The 18,823-nt window shown below is 59.2% G+C and carries 30 protein-coding genes; 16 read left to right on the top strand and 14 right to left on the bottom strand.

Features of this window, described 5'->3' with window-relative positions:
• Positions 1-72 precede the first annotated feature (72 nt).
• The 6 genes from ACP15L_RS20675 to ACP15L_RS20650 all read right to left on the bottom strand — a co-directional run bounded on the left by ACP15L_RS20675 (position 73) and on the right by ACP15L_RS20650 (position 3,739).
• A complete protein-coding gene (locus ACP15L_RS20675; RefSeq protein ID WP_425085611.1) occupies positions 73-633 on the bottom strand; it encodes a F0F1 ATP synthase subunit B in 561 nt (186 codons plus the stop codon).
• A 5-nt stretch (positions 634-638) separates the two neighbouring features.
• A complete protein-coding gene (locus ACP15L_RS20670) occupies positions 639-1,190 on the bottom strand; it encodes a F0F1 ATP synthase subunit B' (RefSeq protein ID WP_425085610.1) in 552 nt (183 codons plus the stop codon).
• A gap of 86 nt (positions 1,191-1,276) precedes the next feature.
• Positions 1,277-1,501: a F0F1 ATP synthase subunit C gene (locus tag ACP15L_RS20665; protein ID WP_005981269.1), complete on the bottom strand. Its 225-nt coding sequence runs from the start codon at positions 1,499-1,501 to the stop codon at positions 1,277-1,279.
• Between the two features lie 48 nt (positions 1,502-1,549).
• On the bottom strand, positions 1,550-2,308 hold the full coding sequence (locus tag ACP15L_RS20660) for a F0F1 ATP synthase subunit A (RefSeq protein WP_425085609.1): 759 nt from the start codon (positions 2,306-2,308) through the stop codon (positions 1,550-1,552).
• A 2-nt stretch (positions 2,309-2,310) separates the two neighbouring features.
• Entirely contained in the window at positions 2,311-2,643 is a 333-nt protein-coding gene (locus ACP15L_RS20655) for an AtpZ/AtpI family protein (protein ID WP_425085608.1), read from the bottom strand.
• Between the two features lie 184 nt (positions 2,644-2,827).
• Positions 2,828-3,739, bottom strand: a complete 912-nt coding sequence (locus ACP15L_RS20650) for a DMT family transporter (RefSeq protein WP_425085663.1) — start codon at positions 3,737-3,739, stop codon at positions 2,828-2,830.
• 84 nt (positions 3,740-3,823) lie between these two features.
• Here ACP15L_RS20650 and ACP15L_RS20645 point away from each other — a divergent pair, with 84 nt between their 5' ends.
• Positions 3,824-4,159 (top strand): ArsR/SmtB family transcription factor, encoded by a 336-nt coding sequence (locus tag ACP15L_RS20645; RefSeq protein ID WP_170641466.1) that lies wholly within the window; start codon positions 3,824-3,826, stop codon positions 4,157-4,159.
• Between the two features lies 1 nt (position 4,160).
• On the opposite strand, the gene ACP15L_RS20640 is transcribed toward ACP15L_RS20645, so the two are convergent.
• The 4 genes from ACP15L_RS20640 to ACP15L_RS20625 form a co-directional block, all read right to left on the bottom strand.
• Positions 4,161-4,574, bottom strand: a complete 414-nt coding sequence (locus ACP15L_RS20640) for a universal stress protein (protein ID WP_170556358.1) — start codon at positions 4,572-4,574, stop codon at positions 4,161-4,163.
• Between the two features lie 85 nt (positions 4,575-4,659).
• Complete coding sequence (locus tag ACP15L_RS20635) at positions 4,660-4,935, bottom strand: hypothetical protein (RefSeq protein ID WP_170668017.1); 276 nt, start codon at positions 4,933-4,935, stop codon at positions 4,660-4,662.
• A 58-nt stretch (positions 4,936-4,993) separates the two neighbouring features.
• A complete protein-coding gene (locus ACP15L_RS20630; RefSeq protein ID WP_170641471.1) occupies positions 4,994-5,899 on the bottom strand; it encodes a DMT family transporter in 906 nt (301 codons plus the stop codon).
• Complete coding sequence (locus tag ACP15L_RS20625; RefSeq protein ID WP_170692901.1) at positions 5,896-6,774, bottom strand: LysR family transcriptional regulator; 879 nt, start codon at positions 6,772-6,774, stop codon at positions 5,896-5,898. The genes ACP15L_RS20630 and ACP15L_RS20625 overlap by 4 nt, the downstream gene beginning before the upstream one ends.
• 112 nt (positions 6,775-6,886) lie before the next feature.
• Between ACP15L_RS20625 and ACP15L_RS20620 the strand changes: the two genes are divergently transcribed.
• Positions 6,887-7,468: an NAD(P)H-dependent oxidoreductase gene (locus tag ACP15L_RS20620; protein ID WP_170722649.1), complete on the top strand. Its 582-nt coding sequence runs from the start codon at positions 6,887-6,889 to the stop codon at positions 7,466-7,468.
• 73 nt (positions 7,469-7,541) lie between these two features.
• Positions 7,542-8,282 carry an aspartate/glutamate racemase family protein gene (locus tag ACP15L_RS20615; protein WP_425085607.1) on the top strand — a complete coding sequence of 247 codons (741 nt, stop codon included), beginning with the start codon at positions 7,542-7,544 and terminating at the stop codon, positions 8,280-8,282.
• Here the strand turns inward: ACP15L_RS20615 and ACP15L_RS20610 are convergent, their stop codons facing one another.
• Positions 8,283-8,813 carry a prolyl-tRNA synthetase associated domain-containing protein gene (locus ACP15L_RS20610; RefSeq protein WP_425085606.1) on the bottom strand — a complete coding sequence of 177 codons (531 nt, stop codon included), beginning with the start codon at positions 8,811-8,813 and terminating at the stop codon, positions 8,283-8,285.
• An 88-nt stretch (positions 8,814-8,901) separates the two neighbouring features.
• On the opposite strand from ACP15L_RS20610, the gene ACP15L_RS20605 reads away from it, so the two are divergent.
• The 10 genes from ACP15L_RS20605 (at position 8,902) to trmD (ending at position 15,848) form a co-directional block, all read left to right on the top strand.
• Positions 8,902-9,420, top strand: coding sequence for a hypothetical protein (locus ACP15L_RS20605; RefSeq protein ID WP_425085605.1), 519 nt, complete (start codon positions 8,902-8,904; stop codon positions 9,418-9,420).
• 161 nt (positions 9,421-9,581) lie between these two features.
• Positions 9,582-11,090: a signal recognition particle protein gene (ffh, locus tag ACP15L_RS20600; protein ID WP_170641482.1), complete on the top strand. Its 1,509-nt coding sequence runs from the start codon at positions 9,582-9,584 to the stop codon at positions 11,088-11,090.
• A complete protein-coding gene (locus tag ACP15L_RS20595) occupies positions 11,091-11,645 on the top strand; it encodes a GNAT family N-acetyltransferase (protein WP_425085604.1) in 555 nt (184 codons plus the stop codon).
• Positions 11,642-12,193 carry a GNAT family N-acetyltransferase gene (locus ACP15L_RS20590; RefSeq protein ID WP_425085603.1) on the top strand — a complete coding sequence of 184 codons (552 nt, stop codon included), beginning with the start codon at positions 11,642-11,644 and terminating at the stop codon, positions 12,191-12,193. Before ACP15L_RS20595 ends, ACP15L_RS20590 begins: the two co-directional genes overlap by 4 nt.
• On the top strand, positions 12,190-12,486 hold the full coding sequence (locus tag ACP15L_RS20585; protein ID WP_170380494.1) for a chorismate mutase: 297 nt from the start codon (positions 12,190-12,192) through the stop codon (positions 12,484-12,486). Before ACP15L_RS20590 ends, ACP15L_RS20585 begins: the two co-directional genes overlap by 4 nt.
• A 71-nt stretch (positions 12,487-12,557) precedes the next feature.
• Positions 12,558-12,947 carry a 30S ribosomal protein S16 gene (rpsP, locus tag ACP15L_RS20580; protein ID WP_170350323.1) on the top strand — a complete coding sequence of 130 codons (390 nt, stop codon included), beginning with the start codon at positions 12,558-12,560 and terminating at the stop codon, positions 12,945-12,947.
• Positions 12,948-12,959: 12 nt separating this feature from the next.
• Positions 12,960-13,595, top strand: a complete 636-nt coding sequence (gene bluB / locus ACP15L_RS20575) for a 5,6-dimethylbenzimidazole synthase (protein WP_425085602.1) — start codon at positions 12,960-12,962, stop codon at positions 13,593-13,595.
• Between the two features lie 143 nt (positions 13,596-13,738).
• Positions 13,739-14,242, top strand: a complete 504-nt coding sequence (gene rimM, locus ACP15L_RS20570; RefSeq protein ID WP_425085601.1) for a ribosome maturation factor RimM — start codon at positions 13,739-13,741, stop codon at positions 14,240-14,242.
• Positions 14,242-15,051 (top strand): hypothetical protein, encoded by an 810-nt coding sequence (locus ACP15L_RS20565; RefSeq protein ID WP_425085600.1) that lies wholly within the window; start codon positions 14,242-14,244, stop codon positions 15,049-15,051. Before rimM ends, ACP15L_RS20565 begins: the two co-directional genes overlap by 1 nt.
• Positions 15,048-15,848, top strand: coding sequence for a tRNA (guanosine(37)-N1)-methyltransferase TrmD (gene trmD, locus ACP15L_RS20560; protein ID WP_209255108.1), 801 nt, complete (start codon positions 15,048-15,050; stop codon positions 15,846-15,848). The genes ACP15L_RS20565 and trmD overlap by 4 nt, the downstream gene beginning before the upstream one ends.
• 6 nt (positions 15,849-15,854) lie before the next feature.
• Here trmD and ACP15L_RS20555 read toward each other — a convergent pair whose 3' ends face one another.
• Positions 15,855-16,661: a glycoside hydrolase family 25 protein gene (locus ACP15L_RS20555; RefSeq protein WP_209255110.1), complete on the bottom strand. Its 807-nt coding sequence runs from the start codon at positions 16,659-16,661 to the stop codon at positions 15,855-15,857.
• A gap of 366 nt (positions 16,662-17,027) precedes the next feature.
• Here ACP15L_RS20555 and rplS point away from each other — a divergent pair, with 366 nt between their 5' ends.
• Together rplS and rpmE (ACP15L_RS20545) are read left to right on the top strand one after the other, a co-directional pair.
• Positions 17,028-17,411 carry a 50S ribosomal protein L19 gene (gene rplS, locus ACP15L_RS20550; RefSeq protein ID WP_170380501.1) on the top strand — a complete coding sequence of 128 codons (384 nt, stop codon included), beginning with the start codon at positions 17,028-17,030 and terminating at the stop codon, positions 17,409-17,411.
• 11 nt (positions 17,412-17,422) lie between these two features.
• Positions 17,423-17,644 carry a 50S ribosomal protein L31 gene (rpmE, locus tag ACP15L_RS20545; RefSeq protein ID WP_170380502.1) on the top strand — a complete coding sequence of 74 codons (222 nt, stop codon included), beginning with the start codon at positions 17,423-17,425 and terminating at the stop codon, positions 17,642-17,644.
• A gap of 122 nt (positions 17,645-17,766) precedes the next feature.
• Here the strand turns inward: rpmE (ACP15L_RS20545) and ACP15L_RS20540 are convergent, their stop codons facing one another.
• Positions 17,767-18,102, bottom strand: coding sequence for a hypothetical protein (locus ACP15L_RS20540; protein ID WP_425085599.1), 336 nt, complete (start codon positions 18,100-18,102; stop codon positions 17,767-17,769).
• Between the two features lie 29 nt (positions 18,103-18,131).
• Here ACP15L_RS20540 and rpmE (ACP15L_RS20535) point away from each other — a divergent pair, with 29 nt between their 5' ends.
• Positions 18,132-18,353 (top strand): 50S ribosomal protein L31, encoded by a 222-nt coding sequence (gene rpmE, locus ACP15L_RS20535; protein WP_170380502.1) that lies wholly within the window; start codon positions 18,132-18,134, stop codon positions 18,351-18,353.
• A 122-nt stretch (positions 18,354-18,475) separates the two neighbouring features.
• Here the strand turns inward: rpmE (ACP15L_RS20535) and ACP15L_RS20530 are convergent.
• Positions 18,476-18,823, bottom strand: a 348-nt coding sequence (locus ACP15L_RS20530) for a hypothetical protein (RefSeq protein WP_425085598.1), incomplete at its 5' end; no start/stop codon positions are given.

Here is an 18,823-nt window from a genome sequence, read left to right as displayed (position 1 = left end):
AAAAAAGATGCCCGCCTGTCTTACAACGGGCGAGCATCAGAATCTTCTCAATGGCAGCACGACAAAACTGCCTTAGTGCAGCTTTGTGCCTACATCTGCGATCGACGCGTCGATCAACTTGTTGGCCTGCGCCGCAGTCATCTGTTTCGCCAGAACCGCGCTGGCTGCAGATACCGCAACCGAGATCGCTTGATCACGAACTTCCTTCACGGCCGAAGCTTCAGCCGAAGCGATCTGATCCTGCGCGGCCGCCAAACGGCGTGCGATGGATTTTTCCAGGTCGACCTTGGCCTGTTCCGCTGCCAGAGCCGCATCGTCCTTGGCCGCAGCCACGATGGCATCTGCCTGCGTCTGCACTTCACGCTGCTTACGCTCATACGAGGCCAGCAGGCTGCGGGCTTCTTCATGCAGGGCTCGGGCTTCGTCGAGTTCCGACTTGATGCCCTCGGCCCGGTTGTCCAGGGCGCCACCGATCATGCCGGGGACCTTGAAGTAGAACAGAACCGCGATGAAGACGATGAAGCCCAGAAGGACGACAAAGTCGGTGTTGCCAAGCGAGAAGAACGGGCCTTTGGCCGCCAATGCGGGGCTGGCCGCGCCGAAGGTCAGGATAAGGGCAAGAGTGTTCCGCATGTCACTTATCCTTTCATCTGCGCGTCAACGGCACCGTCGATGGCTTTGGCATCTGCCTCGCCGCCCAGTGCAGTCACCAGTTCAGCCGCCGTATCTTTGGCAACCACTTGAATGCTTTCCAACGCACCGGCACGGATGTCGGCAATTGCCTTCTCCGATTCAGCCGCCTTTGCAGCGATTTCCGCATCCGCTTTGGCAATCGCGTCATCCAGACCAGACTGGATTTCGGCGCGGGCTTCCGCTGCGATACGCTGTGCCTCAGAACGGGCATCGGCCAGCGCCTTGTTATAGGCCTCTTCGGCCTCGACCGCCTTGGCCTTCAGATCTTCGGCCGCAGCCAGGTCATTTGTAATGGTCCCCTGACGTTCAGCCAGGATTGCCGCGATGCGGGGCAGAGCCACGCGAGACAGGACCAGAAAGATGACGACCAGCGAAATGACCAGCCAGAAAATCTGGTTGGGGAACCAATCGAAGCAGAGCTGCGGCATCCCGATGGCAGAGCCATAGGAGTCGACGCACGAGCCAGCTACCTCTTTAGTAATGGGTTCAGTCGCCATGATATCCTCCGTCGGAAACTTGTCTTTACAACAGGTGGGCCGCTATGGCTTGGGCCCACCTGCGCGTAAGGATCAGGTTCCGCAGATTATACGGCGAACATCAGCAGCAGCGAGACCAGGAATGCGAAGATCCCCAGGGCTTCTGCGAACGCGATACCGATGAAGAGGGTTGCGGTCTGCGAAGCAGCCGCCGAAGGGTTGCGCAGAGCGCCGGCCAGGAAGTTGCCTGCTACGTTGCCCACCCCGATTGCGGCTGCGCCGGAACCGATTGCTGCCAGGCCTGCGCCGATGTGTGCGAGATCGCCTTCCATGATGTATCTCCTTACGAATTGGAAGTTTCGATGTTGGGTGTTCGGACCTTAGTGCGACGGATGCAGCGCATCTTTCAGATAAACACAGGTCAGAATGGTGAATACGTAGGCCTGAATGAAGGACACGAGGACCTCAAGGCCGTACATTGCGGTGATCGCCAGAACGGACACAGGCGAGATCACGGCAATCGCGGCGAAACCTGCGAAAACCTTGATAACCGCGTGGCCGGCCATGACGTTACCTGCTAGACGAATGGAGTGGCTGACGGGGCGCACGAAGTACGAGATCAGCTCGATGATCGCCAGGATCGGGCGCAAGGCCAGAGGCGCGCTGGAAACCCAGAACAGACCCAGGAACGCGGCACCGTTTTTGACAAAGCCCAGAACAGTTACGGTCAGGAACACAGCCAGCGCCAGCGGGATGGTGACCGCGAAATGCGAGGTTGTGGTGAACGAGGTCGGGATCAGGCCCAGGAAGTTGGCGCAGACAATGAACATGAACAGGGTCATGACATATGGAAAGAACTTGACGCCTTCCTTGCCGCAGATGTCTTCCAGCATCTTGTAGACGAAACCGTAAGTCAGCTCTGCGACCGACTGCATACGTGTCGGAACAATCGCGCGCTTCGATGTGGGCAGAACCAGAAGCAGAACAACCGCAACGATCGCAAAGAACAGCCACAGGGTCACGTTGGTGATGGTGAACATGCCAACTGCGCCGTCGCCAAACAGTGGTTTGACGATGAACTGATCCATTGGGTGGAATACCAGGCTGCTGCCTTCTGCTGCGGTGGTCTCAGTTGCCACGTTCAGTCCCTCTCGTCCTTCTCGGCAGCCGTCGCCGCCATTTGTTTCTCTTGGGCCTCTTTCGCGCTGCGGAGCATAACCTTCACGCCCGCGACAAGGCCCAGCAATGTGAACAGCACCAGGAAAATCGGGATTGTCCCGAGCAGGCTGTCCAGCCCGTATCCGATGCCAAATCCGATCCCCAGACCGGATACCATTTCGATGACCATCCTCCAGGCAAGCTCGCCTCCGGATACGTCAGCATCTGCACGGGGCTTGGGCTGTTTTGCCTTTTTCGCCGCGTCGATCTTGGCCTCAAGCTGCGCCATACGCTGCTTATGGTCGTCATCGGTCACGGGCGTTTCCCTCGTACAGTCTTGAGGCTAGGTGCTAAGGGGCAAGGGGCGCAGAGTCAACGGGCTTGCGCGCCCGAATTGACGCAGGTTAAAGTATTGATTTAAATCCATAAAATATCTAAGCAAAATTACTCGGTTGTACAGACAAAGGCCAAAGTCAGGCAATCCGCCTAAAATGCCATATTCAACCCTTTGGTTGATCTTTGACTTCCGCGCTTTGGCGCATCCGCCGAACAATGCGCCCATCGATAAGCAAAAGCCCGACAAGGATCGCTGCCATACCAAGTAAATGCTCGGGGCGCAGGGCCTCGTGTAACACCCATGTTCCCAGCACCAACGCCGAGACCGGCGCGATGAGGGTAACGGTTGAAATGTTCGTCGGACCCACTTTGGGCAGCAACCAATAGAACACGATGAACGCCGCCGAGGTCAGGACAAATCCGATCATCAGCAGAGACGCCCAGGTCTCAACCCGGGTGACATGGGGCAACCCCTCTTGCCAGAGGGCCAGCGGAGTGATTGCCAGTGTTGCTCCGGTCAGAGCCAAGGCAACCAGAACCACGGGCTGCATATCCCGGAACGCGCGCGCGAAGTTGACCGAGAAGGCATAGCAAACCGGAGCCAGCAGGATCAGCAAAATGGCCCAGAACTGGGAATCGGCCCCAGAGTGCAGAACCGGCAGCGACAGCACGACAATGCCCGCGAACCCACAGACCACGCCCAGAGACTTCAAGAAGGTTGCCCGCTCACCCCCCGGCCAGAAATGCGAGACGATGACGGCGAAGGCAGGCGTCGTTGCGTTCACGATACCCGCTACACCCGCGCCGATATGCTGCTGGCCCAGCGCATAAAACGCGAATGGCGCGGCATAGCTGAGCGCACCAAACCCCAACAAGGCAATCGCGCGGTTGACTGACAGGCGTACGTTCAGACGGGCGCCAATAACGTAAATCCAGCACCCCAGTGCTCCGAAGCCGACCCGTCCCATGGACACGGACAGCGGCCCGAGTTCGCGCAGCAAAATGGCGTTGAACATGAAAGACATGCCCCAGCCGATGCCGAGGATACAGATCACCAGCCAGTATTTCAGCGGCATTGAGACACCCATTTGCAATTCACGGCGCAGCATCGCAATGGGCTGCAAATTGTCAAACCGGTTCCTGCGTATTAGGAACGTGCCATGTCTAGCGATCTCGATACTGTGTTTGCCGCTTTGGCCGATCCAACCCGCCGCACCATCCTTGCGATGCTGCTAGAGGATGACATGGCCGTCACGGATGTGGCCGAACCGTTCGAGATGTCTCTGGCCGCGATCTCGAAACATCTGGTCATTCTGACCCGGGCCGGGCTGATCAGCCAGGAAAAACGCGGGCGGGTAAAATGGTGCAAGCTTGAGCCGGACGCCCTGCGCGCGGCCTCGGTCTGGATGCAGGGCTTCGGGCAGTTCGAACCCGTCAATCTGGACGCGTTCGAACGGTTCTTGGAAGTCGAGCTACCGTCGGGAGACGACCCCTAAGTCATCTGACCACGAAGACCGACATTTTTGAATGCTGCGCCAGTTTCCCGGCGTGGCTCGTGAAGATGTAGTCTGTGATCCGCGGGGCGTGTGTGCCAACAACGATCAGATCCGCGCCAATCTCTTCGGCGGCTTTCGCAAGATCCCCGTCCACTTCGGCGGCCACGTCGACGGAGTGGATATTGCGCGTCTCAACCTCGGTGCCACTCAGTTTGCCGATCTCGTCTGCCAGCGCGGATAGGCTTTCGGCAATCGCCTCATCCGTTTGCAAGGCTTCACCAGGCTGCATACCCGTCACGCTGACGAGGGTAACCTTGGCGCTCTGCCATTTGGCGATTTCAGTCGCGACTGCAGTTGCCTTCTGGACCTCAGGCGGCATATGCAAGTCGACAGGGATCATGATGTGATTGTACATGAATTCCTCCTCTCTCCAGTTTTGAGATTAGAGGACACCGCAATTTAGGGCCTTGATCTGGCTCAACCCCTTCAAAAGGGACGGTTTACCCCTCCTGACTGTATTCTACGTCGGTGATCACACCGGTCACATCCGCCCGGCAAATCCAGGGCGCTTCGGCGCCCGCCACAGAGACGCTCACGACCGTTCCCGTTGCCTCTGACTGGGTTGAGGTCGCCTGAACATCGCCAGATGCCACCCCAGTTTCCGCCGAGACCAGCGCCTCACAACTGGCCTGTAGATCTGATCCTTTCTGGTCAGAGCCGTTCGAGGCACAGCCACAGAGGAAAAGAGCCGTTCCAATCACGAAAACTCGGGTCATTTTGCGTTCCTTTCGCGCAATAGTCGAAATCTGCCACAGCTGGGATCAGGCACAAGAGTCACTTTGGCTCTGTTTGCGGAGCGGGCGCTTCGTCTTTCAACAGCATGAGAAGCGCGAGGATGGTCAGTCCGACCCCACCAAGAATAAGGCCTGTCGGGATGCCGTTGCCCAGCGCGATCTCCCACAAGATCACCCAGCTTGGGACAAGATAGGTATAGGCCATCACCTTGGCCGAGGGCAGGCGCAAAGCTGCGAACTGCACCAGCACGAAACTGACGGCGGTCGCAAAGAAGGACAGGTAGAACAGGCCCAGCCAGACGATACCCGGAAGGTTGGCCCAGTCGGTTGCAAGGATGTCGCGCCAGCCAAAGCCGGTCAGTAACAGGCACCCTGCGACAAGCGTGCCGAAGGTGAACACTACAGCCGGCTCGCCCCGGTTCAGTTTTCGCACCATCGGGGTGTAGATCGCATGGGCGACACAGCCCCAGAAATAGATGATCTCGCCCCCTCCGATCGAGAACGCCCGGAAAGCCTGCCAATCCGCGCGAAAAATCACCCAAAGCGCGCCTGCCGCACCGACCACTAAAGCCAGTGCCATCCGGGGTGTTGTGACCTGACGCAACAGCGCCCACCCGGCGAAGGCGGCAATGACGGGCGTCAAGGTGAACACCGCAGCCGCGCTGACCGGTGGGGCGGTTTGCAGCCCGTAGAACATTAGCACGAAATAGGTGGCGAACAGCCCGCCAAGCACAAGATACCGCCAAGGCGCCTGCGCCGCGCTGCGTGGCAAACCGGTGGTGGCCAATGCGGCAAGGCCGATCACACCTGCTGCTATCCCGAACCTCACCGCATTCAGCGCCGCCGGGGCGATCTCATTGGCGATGATCGACCCCAACGAGAAACTGCCTGCGACCAGGGCCGAGAAGACCAGCATGGCCAGATGGCCACGCGCTTGTGGACTCATGGCAGCCAGCCCTTGGACTGGTCTTTCAGGAATTGCAGGAAAGACTGCACCTTGGTCGTGCGATGCAGGTCCACATGGGTCACCAGCCACAGTTTACCGGACCATTCCGGCAGGGGCTCCATGACCTCTTCCAGCTCGGGATGGCGCGCGGCCTCCCACCGGGCCATGAAGCCTATCCCTGCCCCGGCCAGAACCGCTTCGCCACAGGTGAAGTTGTTGGAACACAAGAAGGTCATTGCCTCAACCGGTGCATTCGCACGCAGCCAGCGAGAAAACGGCGCGCGGCTGTTTTCGTCGTCATTTCCGACAAAGGCGTGGTTGCCAAAATCCTCGACGCCCGAAGGTTTGCCGCGCCGCGCGATATAATCCTTGCTAGCGTAGAGCCCGACTTCCTGCGCGACAAAGGGCTGTACCACGTTGTCTGGTTGATCGGGTGCGGCACCGGCACGAATGGCCACATGTGCCTCACCATATTCCAGTCGGAACAGACGATCCCCGGTCAGATAGCGCACGATCAGGCCCGGATGTGACTTCTGAAACTCGGTCAATGTCGGCACGACCAGAGGGGCCAGCGACGCCAGAGAGGTTACGACCAACTCGCCCGAGACGTCATCGCCGCGCCCTTTCATGCGACCAACCAATTGGTTGAACTGATCTTCTGTGGCTTGGGCCACGCGCAACAGGTCCTCACCCGCTTCGGTCGGGGTGTACCCCCGCGCATGACGCTGGAATAGCTTCACTCCGAGGCGCGCCTCAATGGCGTCGATGTGGCGAATGACCGTTGCATGATGCACGCCCAGAACCTCGGCCGCGCCGCTGACCGTTCCCATACGGGCCACCTGATACGCGGTTCTGACTTCGTCCCAATTGTCCATCACGACCTCATAGTGTGCAATTTCAAACACTCAATGTTGACTTAGCCGAGTTTTGTTCGCTAGCGCAACGCTCATATTGGGAGCAGAGCGAAAATTCCCCAATGAGGACATCATGACCAAAACAATCCTGCATATCGACGCCTCGGCCCGCCGCACCGGATCGGCAACCCGCGACCTGTCGCATCGCGTCGTCCAGCATCTTGGCGCGGAACGCATCATCCGCCGCGACCTGGCCAGCCCCCTACCCCTGCTGACCGAGGACTGGATCGCCGCAAACTTCACCCCGGCAGACCAACGCGATGCCGTTCAGCGCGATCAACTGGCCCTGTCCGACGAGCTGGTTAACGAACTACAACGCGCCGATACCATCGTGATCGGCCTGCCCATCTACAACTTTTCGGTCCCGGCGGCGTTCAAGGCATGGATTGATCTGGTTGCCCGAGCCGGTCTGACATTCTCTTACACCGAGAACGGCCCCAAAGGTTTGTTGGAAGGCAAACGCGCCGTTCTGGCAATCGCATCAGGTGGCACAGCAGTCGGATCTGAAATCGACTTTGCAACCAACTACGCCAAACATGTTCTAGGCTTCATTGGCATCACTGACGTCGACGTCGTAGCTGCAGATCAATTGGCTATCGATGCCGACTCGTCGGTAAAAAATGCCCACAAAGCCATTGGTGAACTGGCAGCCTGATCAGGCTCTGGCCAAAGCAAAGCGAAACGTCCAATCTGCGCAGCAGTAGCTTTCTGCGGATTGGGCGTTTGTCATGAAAAAGATCGGAATTCTTGGGGGCGTCGGCTGGGCCTCGACGGTGGATTACTACCGTGCGATTTCCGAAGGGGCGAGCCGCCACTTCGCAGCGCGTGGACACGAGTCCCCCCTACCCATTCCACCGATGACAATCGAATCCGTCACGCAAGCCAAAACACGGGCCTTGCGCGGTGTGGCCGGCGATGAGGCCAGTTGGGCCGCATTCGACGCGGTGTTTCGCGAAGCGCTTCTGACCTTGGAGAATGCGGGATGTGATTTTGGGATCATCGCCTCAAACACTCCACACGCACGTCTTCATGCGATCCGGCAGGGCGTGTCGATGCCCATTCTCAGCATTTTCGACGCGACGGCCGAGGTCACCGCGTCAACAGGCGCGTCACGGGCGCTGGTTTTGGGCACGGCCGTGACCATGCAGGCGACCAACTACGCCGACAGGTTGGCAAAGGAGGGCCTCGCCGCGAATGATCGTCTGCCCGAAGCCGATATCGCCGAGATGCAGGCTATGATCGACAACGAGTTTTACGGCGGTGCGTCAGAATCCGCTCATGACCGGCTGCTGGCCTTTTGTAACAAGCATGCAGAACCGGGCACGGCCATCCTGCTGGCTTGTACGGAACTGCCACTGGCTTTCCCCAACCATCTGGACGACCCGGTGTTCGAAACCAACGGGCATTTGTTCATCAACCCGTCGGCGGCCCATGTCGCTGCTGCACTGAAACAAGCGTTGGAAGAATGACTAGGGCAGCCAGGTCACGTCGCATCCGATCCGGTCGAAGAACGCCATCAAATCGGACTGCGCCATCGCGACGGTTCGATCATTGACCAGCGGGTGCATGTAGATCACGTCGGCCTGCTGCGCCGCTGCGTCCATGAAGAACCGCACGTTATTCTGCACCCCGTTGATCATCGCCAGCGGGCTGACTGCACCCGGACGGATGCCGAGGTTCTCCAACAAGCGATCCGCCGAGCCGAAAGACAGGTTACCGATCCCCAATTCAGCGCCCAGCGCTTTGAGGTCAATCTCGCGGCTCTGTTCAAGCGTCACCAGATAGTTGCGCTTTTTCTTGTCGCGCAGGTACAGGTTCTTCAATCGCAACGCATTCTCGCCCGGCACCATGAACTGGTCTTCGACGGCCTTCGCATCCTCAACCGTGCGCAGTGGCACGTGAGAATGCAGCCGATACTCCAACCCCCAATCATCCAGCTGCGCCAACAACGCATCGGAACTGAGCGGCAAAGTGTCCTGAAAAGCGGATGATGCGTCCATGAAAGCCTCCTGTTTGACGCGCTCATCGCGCAACATGCGGGCGAATTCAAGCCACGACAGACCTAGAATTCGATGCTAGCGTGCCGCCATGAAAGTCTCGCGCAATAACCCCGACCAATTGATCCTATCCAATACACCCTGGCTGATAGGCATCATGCTGGTTGTCTTCATCCTCTGTTTCGTCGGTGCAGGCCTCTTCATGGCCACCGAAGGAGGTGAGGGCATCCTGTTCGGCATTTTCTTTGCCCTGGTCGGTGGCGGTTTGGGCTTTGGCGCCTTCTGCGTCTTTGTGCGACGCGTGCAGGTCATATTGGACCGTCGCTCGAACAGCATCCTTATCCGCCGCCAATCGATCTTTGGTTATGACACCGTGGAACATGATCTGTCGAACCTCTCCCATGCCGAGGTGGAGACCACCACCTCGAGCCGCAAAGGCACCTCGTCCAAGATGCATCGACCGGTTTTAATCTTGGAAAAGGGCATGAGTGCCGGCCGTCACCCAATTGTCGAAGCCTATGTCAGCGGATGCGGCGCACAGCGCATGGTCGATGCGGTCAATGCCTGGCTTCCGGCGCACAAGGTTGACTCTGACATCCAATCCGCCTAAAGCCCCATCCAAACATCCGGAAGCGTAGACCTTCCGGTCCCTTGAATCGTTCAGGGATCGCCCCCCACCAGCGAGTTTCGCCCGTGGGGGCGTTTGTGCATTTAACCGGCGCATCCTATGTAGGGCACGCCATCAGATAACCGGCATAGGAGGCCGAAGGCATGTTTGAAAATCTATCCGAACGCCTTTCTGGCGTCTTTGACCGGCTGACGAAACAAGGCGCGCTGTCCGAGGAAGACGTCAAGACAGCCTTGCGCGAGGTTCGTGTTGCCCTGCTTGAGGCAGACGTCTCGTTGCCCGTGGCACGCGCATTCGTCAAGAAGGTGCAAGAACAGGCGACAGGACAAGCCGTCACCAAGTCGATCACGCCCGGCCAACAGGTCGTCAAGATCGTGCACGACGCGCTGGTCGAAACCCTGCGTGGCGAGGAAGACCCCGGCAAGCTGAAGATCGACAACCCGCCTGCCCCGATCCTGATGGTCGGCCTGCAGGGCTCGGGTAAGACGACCACCACCGGTAAGCTGGCAAAACGTCTGAAAGAGAAAGAGGGTAAAAAGGTCCTGATGGCCTCGCTGGACGTCTATCGCCCAGCGGCGATGGACCAGCTGGCCGTTCTGGGTACGCAGGTCGGTGTCGATACGTTGCCGATCGTTCCGGGCCAGTCGCCCGTCGATATCGCCAAACGCGCCAAGCAGCAAGCGACGCTGGGTGGCTATGACGTCTACATGCTGGATACTGCGGGCCGTCTGCATATCGACGAAGTCCTGATGGACGAGGTCGAGCAGGTCCGCAATGTGGTTGACCCACGCGAAACCCTTCTGGTGGTAGACGGCCTGACCGGTCAGGTCGCCGTTGAAGTGGCCGAGGAGTTCGACGCCAAGGTCGGCATCTCGGGCGTGGTTCTGACCCGGATGGACGGTGACGGGCGCGGCGGTGCGGCGCTTTCGATGCGCGCCGTGACCGGCAAGCCGATCCGCTTTGTCGGTCTGGGCGAAAAGATGGATGCGCTCGAAACCTTCGAGCCGGACAGGATCGCCGGTCGTATTCTGGGCATGGGCGACATCGTGGCCCTGGTCGAAAAGGCCCAGGAAACGATGGAGATGGAACAGACCGAGCGCATGATGAAGCGCATGGTCAAAGGTCAGTTCAACATGAACGACCTGAAAATGCAGCTGGAACAGATGATCCAGATGGGCGGTATGCAGGGCATGATGGGCATGATGCCCGGCATGGGCAAAATGGCCAAGCAGATGGATCAGGCCGGGCTGGACGACAAAATCCTGCGCCAGCAGATCGCCATGATCCAATCCATGACCAAACGCGAACGCGCCAATCCGCAGCTGTTGCAGGCCAGCCGCAAGAAACGCATCGCAGCCGGTTCGGGGATGGAGGTCAGCGACCTCAACAAGCTGCTCAAGATGCACCGGCAGATGTCGGACATGATGAAGAAAATGGGCAAGATGGGCAAAGGCAAGATGCTGAAACAGGCCATGAAGGGCATGTTCGGCAAAGGCGGCCCCTCGCCCGAAGAAATGGCCGCAGGTATGGACCCCAAGGCGCTGGAACAGGCGGCGAAGGCCATGGGCGGCAAGATGCCCGGTGGCCTGCCTGGACTGGGCGGTGGCATGGGCCTGCCTCAGGGCCTCAGCGGGTTTGGCAAGAAGAAGTAAATGACTGCCCTCACGCATCATATCCCCCAGCTTGAGACCGAGCGCCTGATCCTGCGCGCGCCGTCCGAGGCTGATCTTGACGCCGACACCGCGTTCTTCGCCAGCGAAGCCGCGAAGTATGTCGGCGGTCAGATGCGCCGGGATGAGGTGTGGCGCGTGATCGCTGCCCTGCTGGGCCACTGGTCGCTGCGCGGCTACGGATATTGGAGCGTCGATGAAAAAGACTCCGGCGAATATCTCGGTCGTGTGGGGCTTTGGTGCCCCGAAGGCTGGCCTGAACCCGAGGTTGGCTGGACGCTGCTGAACCACGCCACTGGCAAAGGATACGCGACTGAGGCCGGGTTTGCGGCGCGCAGCTATGCCTACGATGTTCTGGGTTGGGATACTGCGATCTCGCTGATCGACCCCGAAAACCATGCCAGCATCGCCGTTGCCAAACGTCTGGGCGCACAGTTCGAATACAATTACGAGCATCCCAAATACGGGACCTCAGAAATCTGGCGGCACCCTGCCCCGGCGGATCTGGTGAACGGTGGAATGGAGGCCTACGCATGACCTCTTTCACTATCCCCACTGTCGAAACCGAACGTCTAATCCTGCGCGCGCCGCATCAGGACGACCTGCCCGCGATGACAGCGTTCTTCAAAACAGAACGTAGCTATATGGTGGGAGGCCCGAAAGACGAGCTGGGCAGCTGGGACTCGCTGGCCAAACGGCTGGGGCATTGGGCGCTCAATGGCTATGGCCTGTGGCATCTGACCGAAAAATCGAGCGGCGCGTTCGTTGGTTGGGCGGGTATGATCTTTGCTCCGGGCTGGGATGAGCCAGAACTGGGCTGGACCCTGATGGAGCAGGCCGAAGGCAAAGGGCTGGGCTTTGAAGCCGCACAAGCCGCGCGCCACTACGCTGCCCAGCATCAAGGCCTGAACGGCGTGATGTCCTATATCGCCCATGCAAATGACCGCTCGCGTGCTTTGGCTGAGCGTCTTGGCGCCAGCTATGAACGCGAAGCCGAGCTGCTGGGTAAGAAAGCCCAGATGTGGCGTCACCCGCGTATCACCGTTTCTAAAACTGCTTTGACCTCCGAAAGGATCGGCCAATGACAAACCCCGTGACACAAGCTGCGACGCTGCTGAAAGAGCATCGCGAAAGCATCGACCGGCTGGACGCGATCCTTGTCTATACGCTGGGCGAGCGGTTCAAGCACACGCAGGCCGTTGGCAAGCTCAAGGCCGAACACGACCTTCCCCCGTCCGATCCCACGCGAGAAGCCGCGCAGATCGCACGGCTAGAAGACCTGGCGAAAGAGGCCGATCTGGACCCCGATTTCGCCAAGGCTTTTCTGAATTTCATCATTCAGGAAGTCATCCGACACCACCGGAAACATCAAGAATGAACCTCCGGTTCAACGAACACCAGAATTGACCGGGCAATTCCCGGCACACGCCATCTAAAGGAGATACCACCATGGCAATGAAAATTCGTCTCGCCCGCGGCGGCTCGAAAAAACGTCCCTTCTATCGCATCGTTGCAGCTGACAGCCGTATGCCTCGCGATGGCCGTTTCATCGAGAAACTGGGCACCTACAACCCGCTTCTGCCGAAAGACAGCGAAGAGCGCGTGAAAATGAACATGGAGCGCATCCAGTACTGGCTGGATCAGGGCGCTCAGCCCACCGACCGTATCGCACGTATGCTCGAAGCTGCTGGCACCCGTGACAAAGCCGAGCGCAACAACCCGAACAAGGGTACTCCGGGCAAGAAAGCCCAAGAGCGCGCTGAAGAGAAAGCTGCGAAGGCTGCTGAAGCTGCCGAAGCAGCTGCTGCACCGGCTGAAGAAGCTGCAGCAGAAGAATAAGCAGGCCGACGCGTGCAGGATCAGGCTTTCACCGACGATTTTCGCACGCAGTTCGATCTGTTGATGCGGCTCCGGCGCGATGTGCGTCGGTTCCGCACCGACCCTGTGGACGAGGCAGTGCTGACGCGCTGCCTCGACGCGTTTCTGCTGGCCCCATCCGTGGGGCTCAGCGAACCCTGGCGCGTGATCCGCGTCGAAAGTGAGGCCGCGCGCGACGCGGCGCTCAAGAATTTCCAAACCGCCAATTCGGACGCTCTGGCCGGGTATTCCGGTGAGAAGGCGCAGCTCTATAGCGACCTCAAACTTTCGGGCATGCAGGAAGCGCCAGTGCAATTGGCGGTGTTCTGCGATGACACCACCAGCAAAGGCCAGGGTCTGGGCGCTGGCACCATGCCCGAGATGCGGCGCTATTCTGTTGTCTCCGCCATCACCCTGTTCTGGCTGGCCCTGCGTGCGCAGGGGCTAGGGCTGGGCTGGGTCTCAATCCTGGACCCCGACCAGATGAACACCGATCTGAACGTTCCGGACAACTGGCGGCTGATCGGCTATTTCTGCGTGGGCTGGCCGGAAGAAGAGTCCGACACGCCCGAGCTGGAACGGGCCGGTTGGGAAGACCGCGACGAGACTCTGCCAATCGAGGTGCGATAGGCCGATGTTCGGATTGTTACGGCTTCCCATCCTGTTGCTGATCGCTTTTATTGTGGGCGTGTTCTTTGAACGCAATAACCAGCGTGAAGCCTGCGAAGGAATCGGGCAATGGCGGAACGGACTATGTATAACGGAAGGCTCAAATGAGTGATCTGATCTGCGTCGGCAGCATTGCGGGCTCATACGGTGTGCGCGGCGAGGTGCGGCTGAAAAGCTTTTGCGCCGTGCCGGAAGACATCGAAGCCTATTCGCCACTGACCGACGAGGACGGCAAAGAGCGATTTCCCGTGGTGCTCACCCGCGCGATCAAGAACGGATTTGCCGCGCGTCTGGGCGGGGTTGAAACCAAGGAAGAGGCGGACGCCCTGAACGGCCTGCGCCTCTATGCCCGGCGGGATCAACTGCCTTCGCTGCCGGATGACGAGTTCTATCACACCGATCTGATCGGGATGGAGGTGTATGACACCGGCGGCGCCCTGCTGGGCCGGGTCAAATCGGTCCAGAACCATGGCGCGGCGGATTTGTTGGAATTGCATGGGCCGGGTCTGAAATCGACTGTCCTGATGCCCTTTACTCTGGACGCGGTTCCGACGGTTGATTTGGAGGCCGGTCGCATTGTCGCCGATCCGCCAGAAGGCCTGATCTGATGCGGCGCGTTCTGCTGCATCTGGGGTTGCACAAGACCGGCACCACCGTTGCGCAGTCGTTTCTCTACAAGAACCGTCAGCTGATCTGGCCGCATTTTTCACTGATCCTGCCCTACAAGACCCGCAAAACCGGACTTGCAGACATCGCCACGCGGCATTCGGTCTATCGGCTGAACAGCACACTGGCCGAGTTCGAAACCGGTGTCCGCGCGCTTCTGGACCCCATCGACTTTGGCACCAGGCGCGGCTTGATCCTGAGCGAGGAGAACTTTGCCGGACTGCGCCCCAGTCGCAACAGCGCCGAAGGCTACGGGGCGACCCCGGAATTGGCGACAACGCTAGTTGAGCGGGTGACAGAACGGCTGGGGCCGGTCGACCTTACGATCTATTTGTCCTTGCGACAGCGAGAGGATTGGATGCGCAGCCTCTGGGCACATGATCTGCGGCGGACACGGCTGGTGCAGGACTATGACGAATTCCGGGACGCGCTGAACCACCTGCCCTCTCCGAAAGAGACGGCGGATATGCTTCAGGACCGGCTGCCGCTGGTCAAGGTCCAGACCGAGTGGATGGAGGACCTGCGCAAGCGGCGCTTTGGTCCGGGCGCTCCGTTTGCGGCATTTCTGAACCTGCCGCGCGACAAGATGTTCAAATTGGTCGCGCCGGAACCGCACAAGGCCCGTCCGGCCGATAATGTTCTGCTGGAACTGTTGGAGTTGAACCGTTCGGCGCTGGACGATGCGGCTTTGATGGCGCAAAAGAAGGCCCTCATCAAACGCGCCAAGGACGATCTGGTTTCCCAGTCATGACAGATACACCAAGCAAATCCCACGGTCGCAAGGCCATCCGCCCCACTCTGCAACCGCGCGAGTTGATGACGCCGACGCCGGATCTGCACGGCGTGTGGAAGGCCAAGATCATCACCTTGTTTCCCAGCGCCTTCCCCGGCGTTCTAGGCGAAAGCTTAACGGGCAAAGCCTTGCAAGAGGGGCTTTGGCAACTGGAAACGGTTGATCTGCGGCAGTTCGGGATCGGCAAACACCGCAATGTGGATGACACACCCGCAGGCGGCGGCGCGGGTATGGTATTGCGCGCCGACGTTTTGGGGCCTGCCATCGAACAGACCATGGCCGGTATCAGGGGCAACTGGCCACTGATCTACCTTAGCCCGCGGGGCAAGCGCATGGACCAGCGGATGATGCAGAACCTCGCGCGTTGCGACGGGATGACCTTGCTCTGCGGCCGTTTTGAAGGCGTAGACGAGCGTGTGTTGGAGCATTACGGCGTGCAAGAGGTCAGCCTCGGCGATTTCGTCATGACCGGCGGAGAGATCGCAGCGCAAGCTCTGATCGACGCCACCGTGCGGCTGATCCCCGGCGTGCTTGGCAACCAAGCCTCGACCGAGGAAGAGAGCTTTTCCTCGGGCCTGCTAGAACACCCGCAATACACGCGCCCCGCGAAATGGAACGGCCGCCCAATCCCCGAGGTCCTGATGTCCGGTCACCACGGGCGCATCGCAGAATGGCGGCATCAGATGGCCGAGGACATAACGCGGGAACGGCGGCCTGATGTTTGGGACGACTACAAGAAGTCACGCGAAAGCTGACACCACTCAGGATGGGCGGTTCTTCCACTGCGCCCAGATCTCGGGCGGGCCGCTGAAGACGTTTATGTCGACCTTACCCTGAACCCCCGGCACCAGACCGGTGCCTGTGTATTGCCAGAACCTCCAGACCGCGCCGGGATAAACCTGACGGGGATGTCCCGCGACCGAGCGCAGCCAGAAATCAGTCTTTGGAAGCCGTGAGATGTTAGTGTCCTGGTAGAAGTCCACAGTGGTGTAGACGATGGGTCGGCGGCCATAATGACGTTCGAGGATATCGAGGAACTTTTGCGCCTCAGCCCGGACGATCTTGCCATCGGGACGCAGGGTGCAGGTTTTAGAATGCGGCGTCCATTCCATGTCCAGCACATGCGGCAGGTCCGCACCTTTCGGGACGTTCTGAATGAACCACTGCGCCTGTTCACGGGCTGGCCGACAGAAATAGTAATAGTGATACGCCCCCCACGGCACACCCGCTGCCTGCGCGCCGCGGCGATGTTCTGCGAACATCGGGTCGAGGAAATCACCCCCCTCGGTCGCTTTCATGAACACAAAGCTGACGCCCGAGGCCTTGGCCTGACGCCAATCAATCGGCCCCTGCCAGCGCGATACATCCAACCCGTGAACAGGGTAAAGCCCGGGATGTCGCCCATCCCAGTCATGTGGATCTGCATCGCCGAAATCGGGGTAGATTACGGCGGGCGCGGTCCGGTCTACGCCCGGCGTGACCTCTACGACCTGCGGCGGAGGTCCTCTGCGTCCGCAGGACACCAAAACAGCGGCCGCCAGGGCCAGCATGATTGCAAATCGGGTCATTGTTTCAGCCTGAAATAACTGCTCTTGTAATTGACCTCAGAATGCCTGATCCAACGCACAAAGCAACGTCGCATTCAGGAATTGGCAAAATCCCACCGCCGGTGCCTGCGATTTAGGCTTGATCCCTGTCCGCAAACCCCCTAAAGCAGCGCAATCCGGTGCCGTGTGATGCGACTCCGGTGTTTTGGTTTGTTTCATGGCGCACCGCTTGGCTTTCTTCGGCCAACGCGTGTCAGGGCAGACCGGACCAAAGGAACATTCGATCTGACCTCTGGCGGGCTGTACGCAGGACCCGATGAAGACCAAGAGCTCTCAGGCCGTGCCCAAACTTCGTGGACCAACCACGAGCAGATAGGAGTGAATGCGATGGACTTGATCGCACAGCTTGAGGCGGAACAGATTGCCGCCCTGGGGAAAGACATCCCCGATTTCAAAGCCGGTGACACCGTTCGTGTCGGCTTTAAAGTGACCGAAGGGTCGCGTACCCGTGTGCAGAACTACGAAGGTGTCTGCATCGCGCGTAAAGGTGGCAACGGCATCGCCGGTTCGTTCACCGTCCGCAAAATCTCGTTCGGCGAAGGCGTGGAGCGTGTGTTCCCGCTGCATTCGACCAACATCGACAGCATCACCGTTGTTCGCCGTGGCCGCGTTCGTCGCGCCAAACTGTACTACCTGCGTACCCGTCGTGGTAAATCCGCACGTATCGCAGAGGTCACCAACTACAAGCCCAAAGCTGGCGCCGAAGCGTAAGGAACGGAAAGATGAAAAAAGACATCCATCCCGATTATCACGTCATCGACGTCAAAATGACCGATGGCACCGTTGTTCAGATGAAATCCACCTGGGGCAGCGAAGGCGATCAGCTGGCTCTGGAAATCGACCCCTCCGTGCACCCCGCATGGACTGGTGGTTCGTCGCGCCTGATGGACGCCGGCGGCCGCGTGTCGAAGTTCAAAAAGAAATACGAAGGTCTGGGCTTCTAAGTCTTGCCACGTTCGATTTCGAAAGGCCGTTCCTTGGGGGCGGCCTTTTTTTGTTTCCGACCAAATGAGTGATGCACGCCACGCGGACCTGTTTCCAAAAGAAGATCGTATCGATGACTTTCTTACTTCGTCAGTTCCACAGCACTGTGCAGCGGCGGCACTGGTCCGCGCAGAAGCAGCAGCGCCAAAACCATCCCGATCAGAGCGGCAATCGCGGCGACCACCATCGCGCTGTCAAAGGCGTTGTCCTGCAAATCCCGCAGAGCCTCAGCCAGAGCTGTTCCTGCGGTCGGCTCTAGGCTAGTTAGTAACTGCTGGACCTCGCCAGGTTTGCCGTGGGTTAGCGCATGTGCCAGATCAGCACGCTGCGTTGATCCAGAGGGCAGTGCGTTAATCACTTCGGACAAGCCACGACGTATGGTGATGGACTCTGCCAACCCACCGACCACTGCCCCCAAGGTGGCTCCGAAGCGTAAGGAACGGAAAGATGAAAAAAGACATCCATCCCGATTATCACGTCATCGACGTCAAAATGACCGATGGCACCGTTGTTCAGATGAAATCCACCTGGGGCAGCGAAGGCGATCAGCTGGCTCTGGAAATCGACCCCTCCGTGCACCCCGCATGGACTGGTGGTTCGTCGCGCCTGATGGACGCCGGCGGCCGCGTGTCGAAGTTCAAAAAGAAATACGAAGGTCTGGGCTTCTAAGTCTTGCCACGTTCGATTTCGAAAGGCCGTTCCTTGGGGGCGGCCTTTTTTTGTTTCCGACCAAATGAGTGATGCACGCCACGCGGACCTGTTTCCAAAAGAAGATCGTATCGATGACTTTCTTACTTCGTCAGTTCCACAGCACTGTGCAGCGGCGGCACTGGTCCGCGCAGAAGCAGCAGCGCCAAAACCATCCCGATCAGAGCGGCAATCGCGGCGACCACCATCGCGCTGTCAAAGGCGTTGTCCTGCAAATCCCGCAGAGCCTCAGCCAGAGCTGTTCCTGCGGTCGGCTCTAGGCTAGTTAGTAACTGCTGGACCTCGCCAGGTTTGCCGTGGGTTAGCGCATGTGCCAGATCAGCACGCTGCGTTGATCCAGAGGGCAGTGCGTTAATCACTTCGGACAAGCCACGACGTATGGTGATGGACTCTGCCAACCCACCGACCACTGCCCCCAAGGTGGCTCCGAA

Source organism: Ruegeria profundi (assembly GCF_049800715.1).
GTDB classification, from domain to species: Bacteria; Pseudomonadota; Alphaproteobacteria; order Rhodobacterales; family Rhodobacteraceae; genus Ruegeria; species Ruegeria profundi_A.
This window is presented reverse-complemented; position numbering and strand designations above follow the sequence as displayed.